This window comes from Bacillus altitudinis 41KF2b, assembly GCF_000691145.1.
Classification (GTDB): Bacteria; Bacillota; Bacilli; order Bacillales; family Bacillaceae; genus Bacillus; species Bacillus altitudinis.
On record NZ_ASJC01000003.1, the window covers coordinates 369,310 to 386,699 of the forward strand.

Genomic DNA, 17,390 nt, shown 5'->3' on the forward strand with positions numbered 1-17,390 from the left:
CCTCCTGTCAGCCCAATATAGGTACAGGAGGTTCTTCTTTAAATTTCTCTTCTTAATGCTGTTAATACATTCGTTTTTGTCGCCTTACGTGCTGGATTGAGTCCAGAAATAATGGCGACTCCTGCACTAATCACTGTTGCTGTGACCACAAGGCTTAGCGGAATATAGGAGAAGGTGATCGAGAATTGATCACTGGATCCCCCTTCAGACATAGAAGACAAAATTGCTGGAATGATTAAATTCACTGCAAAACTAACGATGTACGAGATGATAATCCCGATGATCGATCCAATTACCCCAATATAAGCACTTTCCATGAGGAACATTCGCTTAATAATAGAAGGATTCGCACCGATGGCTTTCATGATCCCAATCTCTTGTGTCCGCTCTGTTACGGCCATTGTCATCGTATTGAAAATGCCGATCGCCGAAATAATGACCGCAATACATCCAACAAAGATGAGTCCAATTTTAAAGACTGTAAAGAACATATCCATTCCTTCAAGCTGATTCGTCACAGAGATGACTTGATAGCCGTCATCTGTCAGCTTATCTGTGAGCGTACCGACATTGTCGAACTTATCAGCATAGACAGACGTCATTTTTTCGACATTTCCTGCATCAGGAGACAGATCGAGCACTTGACTAAATTCTTTTTCATAAGCATTCGGAATAAGAATTTTATGATCCTGCTGCCACTCCAAATTCGGTTTCTTCAATACACCGACGACACGGAAATCGAACGTCTTTTCTTTCACCACTTCATTTTCTTCATTCAGTTTCGGCACCTTGATTTGAATGACTTTGTTTAAAATTTCCTTCGTATAGCCTTTTGGCTCTTCCGGTGTCTCTTCACCATTTGATGTCTGATTCATTTCTTTTTCATAGTCTTTTCGTTCTTTTTCCGTCCAAAGTTGTTCTGCCATTTGATACCCAACTACAATTTCATTCGCCGATGTTGGGACTTTTCCACGGTCTAGTTCAAGGCCTGCCTCTTTTTCTTCTTTCATATCTGTCAGTACAGCCTGCGTATCACTTGAGCGATTATCGAGCTCGACGTGAACCGATGGAATGATTGACGTTCTTGCAACGACAGATTTCGCATGATCATATTTCTTTAAATCGTCAACCTTGACGTCACCTTTTTCTTTGCCTAACACTTTAATTTCTGTGATGATTTGTTGTTTCATGATTTCATCTTGAGCCGATTTTTGCAGACCAAAACCAACTGACGCTAGAACGATTAAGAAAGAGCATGCCATTGTCGTTGCAAGTATGGTCATAAACACACGCAATCTATTTTTCTTCATATTTCTTCTGATGAATTTGACCTGATCTCTAAATTTCAATGGACTGATCCCCTTTCTTTAATACACCATCATGAAGCTGGAACGTTGTGTCTGCGATTGAAGCGACTTCATCGTCATGTGTAATGATGACAAATGTAATTCCTTTTTCACGATTAAGCTGCTGGATAAAGGCTAGAATTTCTCCTTCAGTTTCTGAATCCAGACTACCTGTTGGCTCATCCGCTAAAATAATAGACGGATTAAGGATCAAGGCTCTTGCAATACTCACACGCTGCTGCTGTCCACCTGACAGTTCATTAGGATAATGTCCTGCGTGATGTTCAAGACCAACTCGTTTCAGCATTTCCTTTACTTTCACTTTTCGCTCAGACGGCTTCACACCTTTTAAAGTGAGCGGAAGTTCAACGTTCTCATATGTTGTTAAACTCCCGATCAATTGAAAGCTTTGAAAGATAAAGCCAAAATGATCTAACCGAAAGTCTGCCCATTCCTTCTCATTAAAGCCGGTCACATTGGTGCCATCAACCATAATTTGTCCGCTTGTTGGCGTAATATATCCCGATATTAAATTCAGTAAAGTTGATTTCCCCGAACCGCTTCGTCCGACGATACATGCAATTTCGCCTCTTTTAATAGACAAGTCAATGTCTTTGAGCACAGGAATCTCGTTCTCCCTGCCCTTTTTCCCAATTTTAAACACATGATCTAACGATTGAATTTGAATCATCTCTACTCCCCTGCTCTCTGTTTATCTTTTTCGATAGATTAAGAAATAACTCGTCAGCGCGCCTACAGCTCCACCGATTAACATGCCAGCGATATAACCAAAAATGGAATTGTCTGAAGAAAATCCAACCCAGCCAAATCCTAGAACACCGAAGGCAATGACCAATATCTGAATGGGCCTATCCATTTTAGGGTAAACAAAGAATCGTCCATTTCGTTCAACTGGATGTTTAATAAAACTAAACAAACCAATGAGATAAAATACGATTAGCATCACAATTGGCACGATGAATTCTACACCTGTAAACCAAATTGGATTTTCAACTAAATTTCGAAATTGAAAACGGTCTGTTATATAAGTAATTGGAGCTATGGGCATAATAAAGTAGTCATAACTGATATCAACCCAACTTCTATCCGTTTTTAATAAATAGTCTAAATGAAACATCGGTAGCCAAATTAATAAATAAGGTAAAATTGATGTACTGAATGTAACAATGGCTTGACTAATTGCGCTTCCTGTTAAAGCACCTGCTGCAAGACACAAACTATAAAACATTAAGGTGGACACAAGTGCAATCAAATAACCACTGTTAAACGCAATCGTATATTGTGGTTGAATGCATAAAATGAGTATATAAGTAAAGACATATGACAATACATGAACAAGCGTGATAATTCCGGCACCTAGGAAAAACTTTGTGTGATAAATGGTCGTTCTGCTAAACGGCAAAGATAAAGTAAAATCAATTTGCCCTTTATTTCTTTCAAAACCCAACTGGGTAATTGCAAAAATTAAACTCATCGTCCATGAAAAGGTGATAAACATATCAGAACCGAAATCATAATAAAAGTAATTATCGAGTGGTGTACAAGTCGGATCGTTTAAACAAGTTTGAAAGGATGAGTATCCCATTAAAAAGGATAATGGCGTCGCAAAGACCGCAACAAGCATCACTAAAATGAATGTCAGCTCAGACTGCTTCCATTCCTTATATAACAATTGCCGCTTTACCATCTGCGTTTCCCTCCAAACTTTGCAATGAATACTTCTTCTAAATTTACAGGCAGTTCATGCCAGACTTTTGGTTCAAGCGATTTCAAATACTCTTTTGCTTCTTCATCTGTTTTGAGTACAAGTGCTGTATAGAACACACCCGCTTGATCTAAGATGGCAACGCCTTTTTTTCTAATACTTAAGTTCATATCCTCTTCAAATGCCATCTGGATTTTGACGTAGTCATTCTTTAATTCATCTAAATCCATAACACTTGTGAGCTGATTTCCTTCCAAAAACCCGATTCGGTTACACATACGCTCAATATCCTCTAAACGGTGCGATGTAATTAAAATCGTTGTTTGTCGTTCTGCCACCTCGTCAATCATCAGCTGAAGAACGTCATTTCTTGTGACTGCATCAATCCCGTCTGTCGGCTCATCTAACAAAATGACTGCTGGTTTGATGGCAAAACTTAAAATGAGAGACAGCTGTTTCTTTAAACCTGTCGACAATTCACGGTATTTCACTTTTTCCGGAATCTCATACCGGTTCACAAGCTCATTGGCATATGTCACGTCAAACTTTGGATACAGTTGTTTTAACAGCTTTACAAGCTGTCCATAATTGTACCGGTCAAAGTAGGGATTTACGACTGGCATATACACAATATTTTGCTTCACTAACGGGTGGTCTTTTACGAGTACATCTTTAAAATAAATCTCTCCTTCATCTGGAAGAAGGATTTGCTGAATCAAGCGAAGAAGTGTTGTTTTACCAGAGCCATTCCGGCCAAGCAGACCAAAGATCTCTCCTTCGCCTATCTTGAAGGAAACGTTGCTGAGTACTTCACGTCCATTTAATTTCTTTGATACATTTCTGACCTCAATCAACTTGGTTTCCTCCTTTTAGACTTGAGCCGATCTCCTCCAACCACTCTTTGAGTTGATGAATATCAATACCGGCATAATGAGCTTCAATAATGAGTTGCCTTAATTGCTCCTTCATCTCTAACACCTTCCCTTCATTCAGCTTTAACTGTGCACCTTCTGTCACATACGTTCCACGGCCTCTTAATGTTTCAATAATTCCTTCCCGTTCAAGCTCTTTATACGCTTTGCTGACGGTGTTTGGATTCGCAATAATAATGGTGGCAAGCTCTCTCACAGAGGGCAGTTTGTCACCTGGTTTCATCACGCCTTTTAAGCACAAAATTTTTAACTGCTCAATGATTTGTTCATATATTGGTGCAGCGCTTCTTGGATCTATTTGAATCATGATGGCTCCCTCTTTTCTCATTCATGCTTTTGCAGTCCTATCGCTTGATCATGTCCTTGCATTAAAGGGACCGAATTTGGAATAAAATCTTTTTGAACTTCAAAACCAATGAAAACGAGAACGAAAAAAAATGTACATGCTAACGCAACAGCCAGCACCATCCACTTTAAATTGATTGGTTTTTTTTCTTTTTTCATGGTTAAACACCTTTCTTCACGTTTAAGTGTCTATAGTGTATTAGTTGATGTAGTACACTTAATACAATATAGACACTTGATTGAAAAGTCAAGGGACTCTAGAAAAAAATAGGCAGACGAACCAGATAAAATTTACGAAACTACTCAAAAGCATTCGTGAAGTCAGGTTTGCTTCTGGTTTAGGGTGTTCAACACGTTCATCACTTTCATAATCGCCTGAAAAGTGCATAAATAAAAGACCCCGAATATTGAGGTCTCTACAATGTTTTAATTAGATACTATTACTTTGTTTTTGGACTTGCTTTTGAACAGGATTAGCACCCACCATACTAATAAAAATATATAGCCTATAACTGTAAAGATAGACCAAACTGCCCCCTGTCGCAATTGACTAAATAAGTGTTCAAATTCATTCATTCCTTCTACTCTACCAATGCTATTTATCAGGCTAATCATCGGAATTGTAACAGTAAATACAATGGTTAGAATGGACAATCCCCTATGTTTATTTTTCACGACACTGAATATTGCGGTTCCTAATGTTGTTAAGAAAAACAAATAATATAATGCCCAAAACCAATTAGGAAGAGTCTCCCACATTTCTTCTACCCCCTTGAAGATATTTGCAATTTCTATATATAACATACTTTAACAGAATAAAAACCTATGACAAATATATATCCAAAAACAACAATCTTTGCGAAAACAGCCAAAAAATAAAACAGACCCTTAAAAGAAGGATCTGTTCATCATTCGTTATCGTATGAAATACCCAAAATCATTTGGTTTTGAAGACTTTGAATTTGTACACGCGTTCTGTCTAAACGTTCTCTTTGCTGATCATTGGCGACATCTTTTAACTTTTCTAATTCATTCACCGCATCCTCAAGCATGAGCTGCGCTTTTGAAAATTCTTCTACGTTATAATGTTCTTGGCGAGAGCTCAAATCAAACTGTTCGCTTGCAAACTCAAGAGTCTCAGTGCTTTTTTGGACAAATTCATCGATTGATTTTCTTGTTGCCATCTTGCCATTCCTCCATTTCATCATTGCTCTCGCCTATTTTGCCCACGTAAAGCTTTTTCACTAAAGAAAATGTTGGACAGATTCAATTGTCCTCTTTCGTGATTTTTGTTAAACTTTAAGGATGCCTATTATTATGCAAGGAGGTTACTGACTTGGATCAGCATAACCCTTTTTTATATTCAAACAGCGAAAAACGTTATCACACATGGAATTATCATTTGCGTGAGCACTTTGGTCATAAAGTATTTAAAGTCGCATTAGACGGTGGCTTTGATTGTCCAAACCGTGATGGTACTGTCGCACATGGAGGTTGCACATTTTGCAGCGCAGCAGGATCTGGTGATTTTGCAGGGAACCGTGCGGATGATCTCATCACTCAATTTAATGAAATCAAGGACCGGATGCATACAAAATGGAAAGACGGAAAATACATGGCGTATTTCCAAGCTTACACAAATACACATGCGCCGCTGCCTGTTTTAAAAGAAAAATACGAAACCGTTATGAATCTGGATGGAGTGGTTGGTTTATCGATTGCCACAAGACCTGATTGTCTGCCAGATGACGTCGTGGAATATTTAGCTGAGTTAAATGAGCGGACGTATCTATGGGTTGAACTTGGTCTACAAACTGTACATGAGCGGACAGCGATGCTCATCAACCGTGCTCATGATTATGAATGCTACGTAGAAGGTGTAGAAAAACTGCGAAAACATGGCATTCGAGTCTGTTCACATATCATCAACGGTCTTCCTCTTGAAAACCGAGATATGATGATGGAAACAGCAAAAGCTGTCGCTGATTTAGATGTGCAAGGAATTAAAATTCATCTACTTCACCTGTTAAAAGGAACACCGATGGTGAAGCAATATGAGAAAGGCAAACTAGAATTTCTCAGCCAAGAGGAATATGTCCAGCTTGTCTGTGATCAGCTGGAGATCCTGCCCCCAGAAATGATTATTCATCGTATTACAGGCGATGGTCCCATTGAATTAATGGTAGGTCCAATGTGGAGTGTGAATAAATGGGAAGTGCTCAATGCCATTAATGCTGAGCTTGAAAGACGTAACAGCTACCAAGGCAAACGCTTCGTCAGATTGGAAGAAGCGGCAAAATGATTTTAAAACGGATGCTCCCTTTTAGTAAAGAGCTGTTAGAACGTACTTGTCAAAAAGGCGATATTGTCATTGATGCAACGATGGGAAATGGCCATGATACACGCTATTTAGCTGACCTTGTCGGGAAGGATGGACAAGTTTTCGCATTCGATGTACAGAAGGAAGCCATTGAGCAAACAAGCAAAAGACTTGGTGAGCACTACCCTTACGTTCACCTGATCCATGACGGACATGAACAACTTGCTGAGCATCTGCCAGCCGAAGCTTATGGTCACATATCTGGTGCAGTGTTCAATCTTGGGTACTTACCAGGAGGCGATAAAACCGTCACGACTCAGGCCCATACGACCATTGAAGCGATCAAACAGCTCATGGATTGGCTTAAGCCTGGAGGTCTGATCGTTCTTGTGATTTACCACGGTCATCCCGAAGGAAAAAAAGAGAAGGACATCCTTCTTGATTATTGCAAAACACTCCATCACGAAGAAGTACAGGTGATCTCTTATCAATACATGAATATTCAAAACGATCCGCCCTTCGTGGTAGCCATCGAAAAAAAACTCAAATCCTCTTAATGGATTTGAGTTTTTTTATTTAATAAGCGTATTGGTCAATGATTTCTTCAAGTACTACTTCCAGCTCTTCTACATCTGCAAGCTCTGATTGAGTAAAGCGGACACGTACAAGCTGTTCTCCGTCATTATACATTTCTTCCAGCCAGCCACGCAGCCCTCTTGCTCTACGGTCGACTTCAAAAATGATATCTAACCCCTCTTCATCAATGAAGAAAATCACCTCTAACTCATCAAGCATTTGACGATAATAGTCGGAAGTCGGTATGAACTCAAATTCTTGAACAAAGGGAAGGCGGCGCCTAAAATAAGGTGCTTCTTCGCAGTCTGCTTCATGAAGGTGAAAGCCTAAGTTTCCAACAGCTTCAAGCACACGATTCACCCAAGGGTGTGCGTTTACAAAAATGCGGTCATGATCAAATTTATCAATACCACCTTGAATATCAAGGTCTGTCACAACAGCAACCTCTACTTTACCTACAGTCATTGGTGTATCAAGAGGAAGGTGAAACGAGAATGTAAACTGCTGAGCTTCCCCAGGCTGAATCGTGAATGATTCAGTCACTCGGACAGAATGGATGGTTGTGTGTTTTCGTTGCTCTTCATCATCTTTTACAATGGTGTACCATGTTTTCAACTTTAAATCAATATAGCGGATATCTTGAGGCACTTTTCCGCCCTTCACATGGACTGTTCCCTTTACTTCTTCTCCCGGTTCATACGCATCTTTCTCCAAAATTGTATCCACTTTTGCTGCACCGATTCCTACACTTGCTGCAAACTTTTTAAAAAATGACATATTCGACCTTCCCCTTTTTTAAGTTTTTCAACAAATATACGTCATAAGGAGTAGATACGATTCATTCAATCCATACTTTTCTCCTATTTTTCGTACACTAAGAATATTATCGGCAGCAAATAAGAGGATTGTAATGAAAAAAGAGGATACGTCTGATCATGGTTCGCCTTAAAAAGGGTACATCGCCCAAGCAAAACCGTTCAAAACAAAAAAGCTTGTAGAAAACCATTTTGTTTTCTACAAGCTGATGAGCTTACTTTATCCTTTATGAAGATTTCATCCAAGGCATTTTCTGATAGGTGCGATAGGCTCTGCCATTGATATAGAAAAAGAACGATGTTTTCCCGCTTGATTTGATCAACCGCTTTGCCAGCTTGTTCATCTCTTTTTGGGCTGTCACTTTTTCATCAGACAAATAGACCGCAAGTAACCCTCTATTGATTAGTTTGTGAAAATTCTCGTGTGGAATGCCTTTCAGCTGTTCATCCGCTTTTTCAATAAAATGCTGTAGTCTATCCATCATCTCATGATGAGAGTTGTAGTACGAGCAAAAATTCAAATCGCCTTCCAGCCTGTCCTCTTCTTGGTCGATTAAATAGTCCAGTAAGATATGCAGACCTTGGATATAAGGGAAATAGCTTTCGTAAATTTGCTTCGCCTGCTTCTCTGTAAAATCAGGCTGCAGTGCATAAGCCACAAGACAGAAAATACCCAGCGTTGATCCTGCACATGCGGAAAACTCATACCACTCCATCTTCGGTAAATCCTTTTCATACTGGCGGAACCATGACTCTAATCGAGGTTCACGCTCATGAGGAACCACATGCTTATGTACTTGTAAATCACTATAATAATCACACAGCGTATGTAAATAGGGCTGAACGATCGGATAATGCGCTAGACGTGACAGCACATCTTGGCACGTCCTGACTAGCGCATGCAGGTAACCATGATCCTCTTGATCATCACGGAATTGATAATACGGCTTAAGCTCCGCATGAATATCGAGTGCATCTCTCATTGCCTGATGCAGCATATGAAAATCCTTTGGATCAAGTGATGAACTGCGGTCACACAAATTATCTAAGTAATCGCTAATCGTTTGGTACGCCACAATGAATTCAATACACGTTTCCTTCGCTTCACCTGCAAGCAGAGATAAAATTCCCCCGCCTTCACAGTGAAAGGTTTTACTGGATATGCTCGCTAGTGCCTGCGTTCTCAGTTCTTCATTTTCAATCATTTCTGCATGCGCCCGCCACTTTTTTAGCTCCTGATGAACTAGCGGAAAAATATCTTTATACACCTTCGTCATCAGTGCAAAAGGACGTTCTGGTACTGACAAATCAATCCACCCCCAACTTAAACTCACAATCAAATATATTGATCAGTAAAGGCTCTTGCCGCCTTAAACACTTCTTCTCGCTCGGGCTCATTAAAAATTTCATGATAAAGCCCTTCCCATTCACGGTATGATTTATTGGTTGATTCAATGCCATTGAACCATTTCATCACTCTTGTTTTATCTACAATCTTGTCATCGCCTGCCTGCATGAGCAGGAGTGGAATCGACCGAAAAACATTCGTAGGCTGCATCGCCGCATCAATATTTTTGACCAGTTCTCGATACCAGCGAACCGACACCTTCGTCACATAAAGCGAATCATTCGAATCTGCCTCTATCACATCTTGATTCCGCGTGGCAAGTTCAATCGACAGCCCAGATTCGACTTTAAAAGACGGTGCCAGCACATTTAGCCCTTTTGACGCAAAATCCATCAGCTTCTTCGGTTTAAATTGCAGACCTAAACAAGGTGATGATAAAATAAGGCCATCAATCTTCGTATGGGTATACTGCTTGAACCATTCAATCGAAATCAGTCCCCCCATACTATGTCCAAGTAAAAATGTCGGAAGTCTGAACGACTTCGCATGTTCAATCCATTCATCCACTGTATCAATGTATTCTTGAAAAGAACGAATGTGGCCTCTCGCACGTGTCGATGTCCCTTGCCCAGGCAGGTCACCCATGACGACGTGATAGCCTGCATTTCGCCACATTTCGATCAGCCATTTATATCGGCCATGATATTCACTAGCACCATGTACAATGACAATTGTACCAACCGGTCTTTCAGCATGCCAAGTCCACAAAGTAAACACCTCACAAATGTTGTATTAAGAAAGGAAGTCGAAAAAGTGATTTATCCATATCATCAGTTTACACCTGAGATTCATGAATCGGTCTTTGTTGCAGAAAACGCCACCATTACAGGTGATGTCACAATAGGAGAATATTCAAGCGTTTGGTTCCAAACGGTCATTAGAGGCGATGTAGCTCCTGTCAGAATTGGAAAAAACGTCAACATTCAAGACTTATCCTGCCTGCATCAAAGTCCTGGAAAAACACTTCTTATTGAAGATGGTGCTACCATTGGACACCAAGTCACATTACATAGCTCTATCATTCGAAAAAATGCACTCATTGGCATGGGATCCATCATTCTCGATGGTGCGGAAATTGGCGAAGGAGCCTTTATTGGTGCAGGTAGCCTTGTCCCGCAAGGAAAAGTCATCCCAAAAGGCTCACTCGCTTTTGGCCGTCCAGCCAAAGTCGTTCGCCAGTTAACAGATGAAGATATCCAAGACATGGATCGTATCCGCAGAGAATATGTAGAAAAAGGACAATACTATCGTTCCCTTTTATCGCGTTAACATCATACATGTATCTTCACTTTATCATGTTTTTTTCAGGATATTAAGCAATAACTGTGTACCGCTTGTTATTTTACCCTTTTCCACTACTTTCTATCATGACAAAAAAGGTTTTCAGCACAAAGCTGAAAACCTTTTTCATTAGCTAAAAATAACTTCTTTCGGCTGGTGATTCAACTGCTCTGGATCAATGCTGCGCTCTACATAGATGCTATGCCAGATCATAAAGATCAGGACAGTCCAAATCTTACGGCTATGATCTGCTTTTCCAGCACAATGATCATTTAATAAATCAAGAACATATGCCTTGTTAATGTATTCATCTGTCTGACTGTTTTTAATGATATCTTTCGCCCAAGCGTTCATCTCATTTTTCAGCCAATGACGAATTGGCACAGGGAAACCTAGTTTTTTACGGTTTAACACATGGTCCGGCACAATGCCTTCTGCTGCTTTACGCAATAAATATTTCGTTGTGCCGTCTTTCGTTTTCAGCTCTTCTGGAATTTTAGAAGCTGCTTCAAATACGACCTTATCAAGGAATGGAACACGAAGCTCAAGAGAATTCGCCATTGTCATCTTATCTGCTTTCAGCAGGATATCCCCGCGCATCCACGTATGAATATCAACATATTGCATTTTGTTAATATCACTATAGCCTGCACTTTCCTCGAAGTATGTTTTTGTCACGTCACGATACGTGATGTTCGGATCATACTGCTTTAAGAGGTTTTTCTTCACTGGCTCTTCAAAGATTTTCGCATTGCCGATATAACGTTCCTCTAATGGCGTACAGCCGCGAACGATAAAGCTTTTCCCTTTCATTCCTTCTGGCATTAAACGAGCCAGACGAAGAAGAAGCTTTTTCAGCATGGATGGTACAGATTCAAAAGGCTTTAGAGATAGCGGCTCACGGTAAATATTATATCCACCGAATAGCTCGTCTGCTCCCTCACCTGAAAGAACAACTGTGACTTGTTTTTTCGCTTCTTTTGCTACGAAATACAATGGAATCGCCGCTGGATCAGCCAAAGGATCATCTAAATGCCAGACGATCTTCGGAAGCTCATTCATATATTCCTCAGGAGAAATCACAGCACTAAAGTTTTGCAATCCCAGCTTATCAGCTGTTTCTTTTGCTACATCCACTTCACTGAATCCATCCTGCTGGAAACCAACAGAGAATGTCTTCAGTTCAGGGTGAAATTCCTTTGCGACCGACACGATGAAAGAAGAATCGATCCCGCCTGATAGGAATGAACCAACAGGCACATCACTTCTCATGTGGACTTTTACAGAATCATAGATAGCATCACGTACTTCTTCTACTAATTTCTGCTCTTGTGTTTGTTCAGGTTTGAATTGAACTTTCCAGTAAGTCTTAAATGCAATGTCTTGGCCTGGACGCAGTGTAAACTGATGACCTGGCTCGACTTTGTGCACTTTTTGATCAAGTGTATTTGGCTCAGGAACGAACTGAAAAGACATGTATTGCTGCAAAGCAGTCTCATCAAATAAAATGTTCTCATTCACAGCCATTAAGCTTTTGCGTTCAGAAGCAAAGTACACTTGGTCATCTATTTGTGTAAAATAGAGCGGTTTAATGCCGAAAGGATCTCTTGCGCCATATAATAACTGCGCTTCTTTATCCCAAATTAAAAAGGCAAACATGCCGCGAAGCTTCGATGCCGCTTCTTCTTTATAGTGGCGATATGTGGCAAGAAGGACTTCCGTATCAGAATCTGTGCTGAACGTATAGCCTTTTTTCACAAGCTCTTCTTTCAGCTCCACATAGTTATAAATTTCTCCGTTGAAAATAATCCAATATTTTTCATCTTCATAAGAAAGCGGCTGCTTTCCGTGTTCAACATCTATAATACTTAAACGTCTAAATCCAAATCCTACATGCTCATCATGAAAGTACCCCTCATCATCCGGACCTCGATGAACGATGAGACGATTCATTTGCTTAATTAACTCTTCCTGCTCAGTAGTTTCGGACAATGGACGGTGATTAAATACACCAACAAACCCACACATATTATTGCCTCCACGTTATGTTATTTCTTAAAAGTAGACCTATAATTAGACAGTATTTTGTCCAATTTTGTTTCACATTTTTACGCTTTTTGTAGAATTTTTTTTAATCAAAAGGAAAACCGCTTAAAATAAGCGGTTTTGTATGTTGTTATTGTCCTAATGCTTCCTTGCGAAGCGTGTCGGCTTTATCCGTTTTTTCCCATGGAAGATCCAAGTCATGACGGCCAAAGTGTCCGTATGCAGCGGTTTGTTTATAGATCGGACGACGTAAGTCAAGCATTTTAATAATGCCGGCTGGACGAAGATCAAAGTTTGCACGTACCACTTCAATTAATTTCTCTTCAGAGGCTTTTCCTGTTCCAAATGTATCAATTGAAATGGAGACAGGCTGTGCAACACCAATTGCATAAGCAAGCTGTACTTCACATGAATCTGCAAGACCAGCTGCTACGATGTTTTTCGCTACATAGCGAGCCGCATATGCTGCAGAACGGTCAACCTTCGTTGCATCCTTACCAGAGAAAGCACCGCCACCGTGACGAGCATACCCGCCATAAGTGTCAACGATGATTTTACGTCCAGTTAAACCAGCATCCCCTTGAGGTCCACCGATAACAAAGCGGCCTGTTGGGTTGATGAAGTATTTTGTTTCTTCATCGATCAGTTCACTTGGAACGACAGGGCGGATGACATGCTCTTTTAAGTCGCTTTGAATTTGTTCAAGCGTCACTTCTGGTGCATGCTGTGTAGAAATAACCACCGTATCAATACGAACTGGTTTGTTTTGTTCATCATATTCAACTGTTACTTGAGTTTTTCCGTCTGGACGAAGGTATGCAAGTGTTTCATTCTTGCGTACTTCTGTTAAACGGCGAGATAATTTATGTGCAAGAGAAATCGGCAGTGGCATAAGCTCTTCAGTTTCGTTGTTTGCAAAACCAAACATAAGACCTTGGTCACCTGCACCGATCGCATCAATTTCTTCTTCAGTCATTGTTCCTTCACGTGCTTCAAGCGCTTTGTCTACACCTTGCGCAATGTCAGCAGACTGTTCATCAATTGATGTAAGAACCGCACATGTTTCCGCATCAAAACCATATTTCGCACGTGTGTAGCCAATTTCCTTAATCGTGTCACGCACCGTCTTTGGAATGTCGACATAAGTAGACGTTGTAATCTCACCGCTTACTAATACGAGACCGGTTGTTACAGAAGTTTCACAGGCAACACGTGCATTTGGATCTTTCTTTAAAATTTCATCCAAAATGCTGTCTGAAATTTGATCACAGATTTTATCTGGATGTCCTTCGGTCACTGATTCTGAAGTAAATAAACGACGATTTTGACTCATAATGGCTATTTCCTCCTGTACAAGACCACATCATCCCAAGATGAGGCCTCCAATATGATACGGAACTCGTTCCCTCTTATATTTCAACATGTTTATATTAGAGATGTTATTGGCAATTTGTTCATATGATATCCCAAAAATAAAAAAACCATTTCCTTCATTGCGAGGAAAGGGTCTGAGATCGCATGCCTTTCACTCTTATCGCTCAAGGTGTTCTTGTACCTTGCATCAGGTTAGCACCTTGGTTTCTCAGCATGTTCATGCCTTTTCATAAGAAACCGGTTGCTGGGCTTCATCGGGCCTGTCCCTCCACCAACTCGGGATAAGAGTATCCGTTCAATAAGATATCTTATCTTAAACCCTTGCGTCATGTCAATGGTTCATAGGAATTATCTCCCCTCTTTTTTCACCTCATCATTAGCATCACCAAAAAGCATATTTTCATAGCAGAAATGAAAAAACACACACAAAAATGTTTAAATAGTATAGACTATTATTATCAATGTGTTATACTAATCAAAACAAACAAATTCAACGGTAAAGGAAGGGTTTTTTTATGAACTCAGTGGATTTAAAAGAAGATTTGCAGTCATTGCTCTCATTAGAAAATACGCACCAAAATTTATCTGTTCCGAAACTTGTTGAAAAGATTTTGGCACGTAATGAAGGCGTTTTAACTTCAACTGGTGCTGTCCGCGCCACAACGGGTGCCTACACTGGACGTTCGCCTAAAGATAAATTCATCGTAAAAGAAGAAAACTCTGAACATAAAATTGATTGGGGTCAAGTCAATCAGCCGATCTCGAAAGAGGCATTTGATCGTTTATATACAAAGGTTGTGTCATACTTAAAAGAACGTGATGAACTATTTGTCTTTGATGGTTTTGCCGGTGCTGACGAAAAATACCGTATGCCCATTACAGTTGTAAATGAATTCGCTTGGCACAATCTTTTTGCAAAGCAGCTATTCATCAGACCTGATGGATCAACACCATCATCAAACGAAAAACCTTTCACCATCTTATCTGCACCTCACTTTAAAGCAGATCCTGAAACAGATGGCACAAACTCTGAAACGTTTATTATCGTTTCTTTTGAAAAACGGACGATTCTGATCGGTGGAACAGAATATGCAGGAGAGATGAAAAAATCCATTTTCTCTGTTATGAACTACCTGCTTCCTGAACAAGATATTTTATCAATGCACTGCTCTGCTAACGTCGGTCAAGAAGGCGATGTTGCTTTATTTTTCGGCCTTTCAGGTACTGGAAAAACGACGCTTTCTGCAAGTGCAAGCCGCAAGCTGATTGGAGACGATGAGCACGGCTGGTCTAACACAGGTGTGTTCAATATTGAAGGCGGATGCTATGCAAAATGCGTGAACTTAAGTGAAGAAAAAGAACCCCAAATTTACAAAGCCATCAGCTTCGGATCAGTGCTTGAAAATGTAGTACTTGATGAAGAAACACGTGAAGCAGATTATGATGACACATTCTTTACTGAAAATACACGTGCGGCTTACCCAATCGAAATGATTGATAACATCGTGAAACCAAGTATTGCAGGTCACCCATCTGCCATCGTCTTTTTAACAGCTGATGCATTCGGCGTTTTACCTCCAATCAGCCGTTTAACGAAAGAACAGGCGATGTACCACTTCTTGAGTGGTTACACAAGTAAATTAGCTGGAACTGAGCGTGGTGTAACGTCACCAGAAACAACGTTCTCAACTTGCTTTGGTTCACCATTCTTGCCACTTCCTGCTCATGTCTATGCTGAAATGCTTGGTAAAAAAATCGATGAGCACGGCGCAAAAGTATTCCTTGTGAATACAGGCTGGACTGGCGGCGGCTACGGTACGGGCAAACGAATGAATCTTGCTCATACAAGAGCAATGGTGCAGGCAGCGATCGAAGGTGATCTTGATAACGCTGAAATGATCACTGACGACATCTTCGGATTACACATCCCGCTTCATATTCCAGGAGTGCCAGATGAAGTGCTTCAGCCTGCTAAAACATGGGACGATCAAGAGGCTTACAAAGAAAAAGCACACTTCCTTGCAAATGAATTTAAAAAGAACTTCAAAAAATTCAGCCATGCAGCAAGTGATATTGAAGCAAAAGGCGGACCACTCGTCTAATCAAAAGGAAAAAGCTGAGGGAATGAATCCCTCAGCTTTTTTAGTTCGTTGAATGCAATGACACAAGACGATACGTCACCTTCGTGATATTGTCTGTGAGCTCCAGCTTTTCAACATGTGCTGTTCCTGTTTTTTCTCCGTCTTTCGTTTTACGCACCTCAAGCGGAATATTTAATGGATAAATGCGGTACCCTTCCTTCATGAGCTCAAACACATTTTCTTCAATTCTTGTCTCTTTTCCTTTTGTGACAATCATTGTATTAAATTCAACAGGCATTCCCATAATGAAAATCCCCCTACTTTCTATATTTCTTTCTACCGTTTATTTTACCACATTTCCGCCTTTTCGGCTGTGCATCCATGTCGTCAGCCGTCTGACAATCTCCCGGTTATGCTGTGGCGGGAAATAATGATGATATCCGTGAAAATACCATGTTTCCACAGACTTGCCATGCTGACGCAGTGCATCTTCTAATAAATACGCATGCTCAATGGATACATTCTCATCCAGCTCCCCATGAATGATTAAGACAGGTGCTTCAATTTGGTGCACATCATTCAAAGGCGTTCTAGCCTCATATGCTTCTGGTACCTTATGCGGAGGACCTCCTATCACACGCTTCATCATTCTTCTCATATCCACACGTTCTTGATAGGTGAGCTTCATATCACTTACGCCTCCCCATGTCACAAAGGAAGCGGCCTCATGCTTCATTTCAACAGCGGTCCATATGCCCATAATTCCGCCACGGGAAAAACCAAAGATATGAATGCGCTCCTGCTTCACCTTTTGATGATGTTTCAACAGCTGAAATGCAGCAAATGCATCTTTCCGGTCTTCTCCGGCAAAATCCTCGTTCCCTTCGCCTCCTTGATTCCCTCGGTAGAAGGGCGCAAAGACGACAAACCCTTGCGCAGCAAATTGCACAATTCGGCCAGGTCTAACCATTCCCACATTTTTAATGCCGCCGCGTAAATATAAAAAACCGTCATAGAGACCTTCTCCGGCCGGTTCAGCGAGCAGCCCCTTCATTCGAAGTCCATCGGCCTCATATGTCACTGTATATAAGTGAATATGCGGATGTGGCGACGGGAACCTTCTCTTTTCCACAATCACTT

At 40.6% G+C, this 17,390-nt stretch carries 19 protein-coding genes and 1 riboswitch; of the genes, 4 read left to right on the plus strand and 15 right to left on the minus strand.

The annotated features are described in order from the left end of the window. Positions 1–38: 38 nt before the first annotated feature. The 8 genes from BA79_RS08105 to BA79_RS08140 all read right to left on the minus strand — a co-directional run bounded on the left by BA79_RS08105 (position 39) and on the right by BA79_RS08140 (position 5,533). A complete protein-coding gene (locus BA79_RS08105; protein WP_024719310.1) occupies positions 39–1,349 on the minus strand; it encodes an ABC transporter permease in 1,311 nt (436 codons plus the stop codon). Further along, the gene (locus BA79_RS08110) at positions 1,339–2,037 is read right to left on the minus strand and encodes an ABC transporter ATP-binding protein (RefSeq protein WP_007501890.1); all 699 of its coding nucleotides are present in this window, start codon (positions 2,035–2,037) and stop codon (positions 1,339–1,341) included. Before BA79_RS08110 ends, BA79_RS08105 begins: the two co-directional genes overlap by 11 nt. Positions 2,038–2,058: 21 nt before the next feature. After that, positions 2,059–3,054: an ABC-2 transporter permease gene (locus BA79_RS08115; RefSeq protein WP_017358352.1), complete on the minus strand. Its 996-nt coding sequence runs from the start codon at positions 3,052–3,054 to the stop codon at positions 2,059–2,061. Further along, positions 3,048–3,926 carry an ATP-binding cassette domain-containing protein gene (locus BA79_RS08120; RefSeq protein WP_007501894.1) on the minus strand — a complete coding sequence of 293 codons (879 nt, stop codon included), beginning with the start codon at positions 3,924–3,926 and terminating at the stop codon, positions 3,048–3,050. The genes BA79_RS08115 and BA79_RS08120 overlap by 7 nt, the downstream gene beginning before the upstream one ends. Further along, positions 3,919–4,311 carry a GntR family transcriptional regulator gene (locus tag BA79_RS08125; protein WP_017358353.1) on the minus strand — a complete coding sequence of 131 codons (393 nt, stop codon included), beginning with the start codon at positions 4,309–4,311 and terminating at the stop codon, positions 3,919–3,921. Before BA79_RS08125 ends, BA79_RS08120 begins: the two co-directional genes overlap by 8 nt. Before the next feature lie 17 nt (positions 4,312–4,328). Beyond that, positions 4,329–4,508, minus strand: a complete 180-nt coding sequence (locus BA79_RS08130; RefSeq protein ID WP_008342991.1) for a hypothetical protein — start codon at positions 4,506–4,508, stop codon at positions 4,329–4,331. A 267-nt stretch (positions 4,509–4,775) separates the two neighbouring features. Beyond that, positions 4,776–5,108: a hypothetical protein gene (locus BA79_RS08135; RefSeq protein WP_035702107.1), complete on the minus strand. Its 333-nt coding sequence runs from the start codon at positions 5,106–5,108 to the stop codon at positions 4,776–4,778. 149 nt (positions 5,109–5,257) lie between these two features. Continuing rightward, positions 5,258–5,533, minus strand: a complete 276-nt coding sequence (locus BA79_RS08140) for a YtzC family protein (RefSeq protein ID WP_008342989.1) — start codon at positions 5,531–5,533, stop codon at positions 5,258–5,260. A 152-nt stretch (positions 5,534–5,685) separates the two neighbouring features. Between BA79_RS08140 and mnmL the strand changes: the two genes are divergently transcribed. After that, complete coding sequence (gene mnmL, locus BA79_RS08145; protein WP_017358356.1) at positions 5,686–6,651, plus strand: tRNA modification radical SAM protein MnmL/YtqA; 966 nt, start codon at positions 5,686–5,688, stop codon at positions 6,649–6,651. After that, positions 6,648–7,226: a tRNA 5-(aminomethyl)-2-thiouridylate-methyltransferase MnmM gene (gene mnmM / locus BA79_RS08150; RefSeq protein WP_035702110.1), complete on the plus strand. Its 579-nt coding sequence runs from the start codon at positions 6,648–6,650 to the stop codon at positions 7,224–7,226. The genes mnmL and mnmM overlap by 4 nt, the downstream gene beginning before the upstream one ends. Positions 7,227–7,245: 19 nt before the next feature. On the opposite strand, the gene BA79_RS08155 is transcribed toward mnmM, so the two are convergent. From BA79_RS08155 to BA79_RS08165, 3 genes are all read right to left on the minus strand, one after another. Continuing rightward, positions 7,246–8,022: a sporulation protein gene (locus tag BA79_RS08155; protein ID WP_035702113.1), complete on the minus strand. Its 777-nt coding sequence runs from the start codon at positions 8,020–8,022 to the stop codon at positions 7,246–7,248. A gap of 265 nt (positions 8,023–8,287) precedes the next feature. Then, entirely contained in the window at positions 8,288–9,367 is a 1,080-nt protein-coding gene (locus BA79_RS08160; protein WP_035702116.1) for a tetraprenyl-beta-curcumene synthase family protein, read from the minus strand. Positions 9,368–9,396: 29 nt separating this feature from the next. Then, on the minus strand, positions 9,397–10,176 hold the full coding sequence (locus BA79_RS08165; RefSeq protein WP_007501904.1) for an alpha/beta hydrolase: 780 nt from the start codon (positions 10,174–10,176) through the stop codon (positions 9,397–9,399). Between the two features lie 45 nt (positions 10,177–10,221). Between BA79_RS08165 and BA79_RS08170 the strand changes: the two genes are divergently transcribed. Then, on the plus strand, positions 10,222–10,737 hold the full coding sequence (locus BA79_RS08170) for a gamma carbonic anhydrase (protein ID WP_008342977.1): 516 nt from the start codon (positions 10,222–10,224) through the stop codon (positions 10,735–10,737). A gap of 141 nt (positions 10,738–10,878) precedes the next feature. Here BA79_RS08170 and asnB read toward each other — a convergent pair whose 3' ends face one another. Together asnB and metK are read right to left on the minus strand one after the other, a co-directional pair. Beyond that, on the minus strand, positions 10,879–12,777 hold the full coding sequence (gene asnB / locus BA79_RS08175) for an asparagine synthase (glutamine-hydrolyzing) (protein WP_017358361.1): 1,899 nt from the start codon (positions 12,775–12,777) through the stop codon (positions 10,879–10,881). A 148-nt stretch (positions 12,778–12,925) separates the two neighbouring features. Next, on the minus strand, positions 12,926–14,128 hold the full coding sequence (metK, locus tag BA79_RS08180; protein ID WP_007501907.1) for a methionine adenosyltransferase: 1,203 nt from the start codon (positions 14,126–14,128) through the stop codon (positions 12,926–12,928). A gap of 195 nt (positions 14,129–14,323) precedes the next feature. Beyond that, positions 14,324–14,457: riboswitch (SAM riboswitch) on the minus strand. Between the two features lie 227 nt (positions 14,458–14,684). Here metK and pckA point away from each other — a divergent pair. Further along, complete coding sequence (gene pckA, locus BA79_RS08185) at positions 14,685–16,271, plus strand: phosphoenolpyruvate carboxykinase (ATP) (RefSeq protein WP_019743681.1); 1,587 nt, start codon at positions 14,685–14,687, stop codon at positions 16,269–16,271. 40 nt (positions 16,272–16,311) lie between these two features. Here the strand turns inward: pckA and BA79_RS08190 are convergent, their stop codons facing one another. Beyond that, positions 16,312–16,554, minus strand: a complete 243-nt coding sequence (locus BA79_RS08190) for a DUF2584 domain-containing protein (protein WP_017358362.1) — start codon at positions 16,552–16,554, stop codon at positions 16,312–16,314. 39 nt (positions 16,555–16,593) lie between these two features. Next, positions 16,594–17,388 (minus strand): alpha/beta hydrolase family protein, encoded by a 795-nt coding sequence (locus BA79_RS08195; RefSeq protein ID WP_035702120.1) that lies wholly within the window; start codon positions 17,386–17,388, stop codon positions 16,594–16,596. Positions 17,389–17,390: the final 2 nt, after the last annotated feature.

Excerpts from the sequence above, each read along its gene's own strand:
- BA79_RS08110 (WP_007501890.1), bottom strand. The coding sequence starts at position 2,037 with ATGATTCAAATTCAATCGTTAGATCATGTGTTTAAAATTGGGAAAAAG.
- BA79_RS08135 (WP_035702107.1), bottom strand. The coding sequence starts at position 5,108 with ATGTGGGAGACTCTTCCTAATTGGTTTTGGGCATTATATTATTTGTTT.
- BA79_RS08130 (WP_008342991.1), bottom strand. The coding sequence starts at position 4,508 with ATGAAAAAAGAAAAAAAACCAATCAATTTAAAGTGGATGGTGCTGGCT.
- BA79_RS08155 (WP_035702113.1), bottom strand. The coding sequence starts at position 8,022 with ATGTCATTTTTTAAAAAGTTTGCAGCAAGTGTAGGAATCGGTGCAGCA.
- BA79_RS08115 (WP_017358352.1), bottom strand. The coding sequence starts at position 3,054 with ATGGTAAAGCGGCAATTGTTATATAAGGAATGGAAGCAGTCTGAGCTG.
- BA79_RS08140 (WP_008342989.1), bottom strand. The coding sequence starts at position 5,533 with ATGGCAACAAGAAAATCAATCGATGAATTTGTCCAAAAAAGCACTGAG.
- BA79_RS08190 (WP_017358362.1), bottom strand. The coding sequence starts at position 16,554 with ATGGGAATGCCTGTTGAATTTAATACAATGATTGTCACAAAAGGAAAA.
- BA79_RS08125 (WP_017358353.1), bottom strand. The coding sequence starts at position 4,311 with ATGATTCAAATAGATCCAAGAAGCGCTGCACCAATATATGAACAAATC.
- asnB (WP_017358361.1), bottom strand. The coding sequence starts at position 12,777 with ATGTGTGGGTTTGTTGGTGTATTTAATCACCGTCCATTGTCCGAAACT.
- pckA (WP_019743681.1), top strand. The coding sequence starts at position 14,685 with ATGAACTCAGTGGATTTAAAAGAAGATTTGCAGTCATTGCTCTCATTA.
- mnmM (WP_035702110.1), top strand. The coding sequence starts at position 6,648 with ATGATTTTAAAACGGATGCTCCCTTTTAGTAAAGAGCTGTTAGAACGT.
- metK (WP_007501907.1), bottom strand. The coding sequence starts at position 14,128 with ATGAGTCAAAATCGTCGTTTATTTACTTCAGAATCAGTGACCGAAGGA.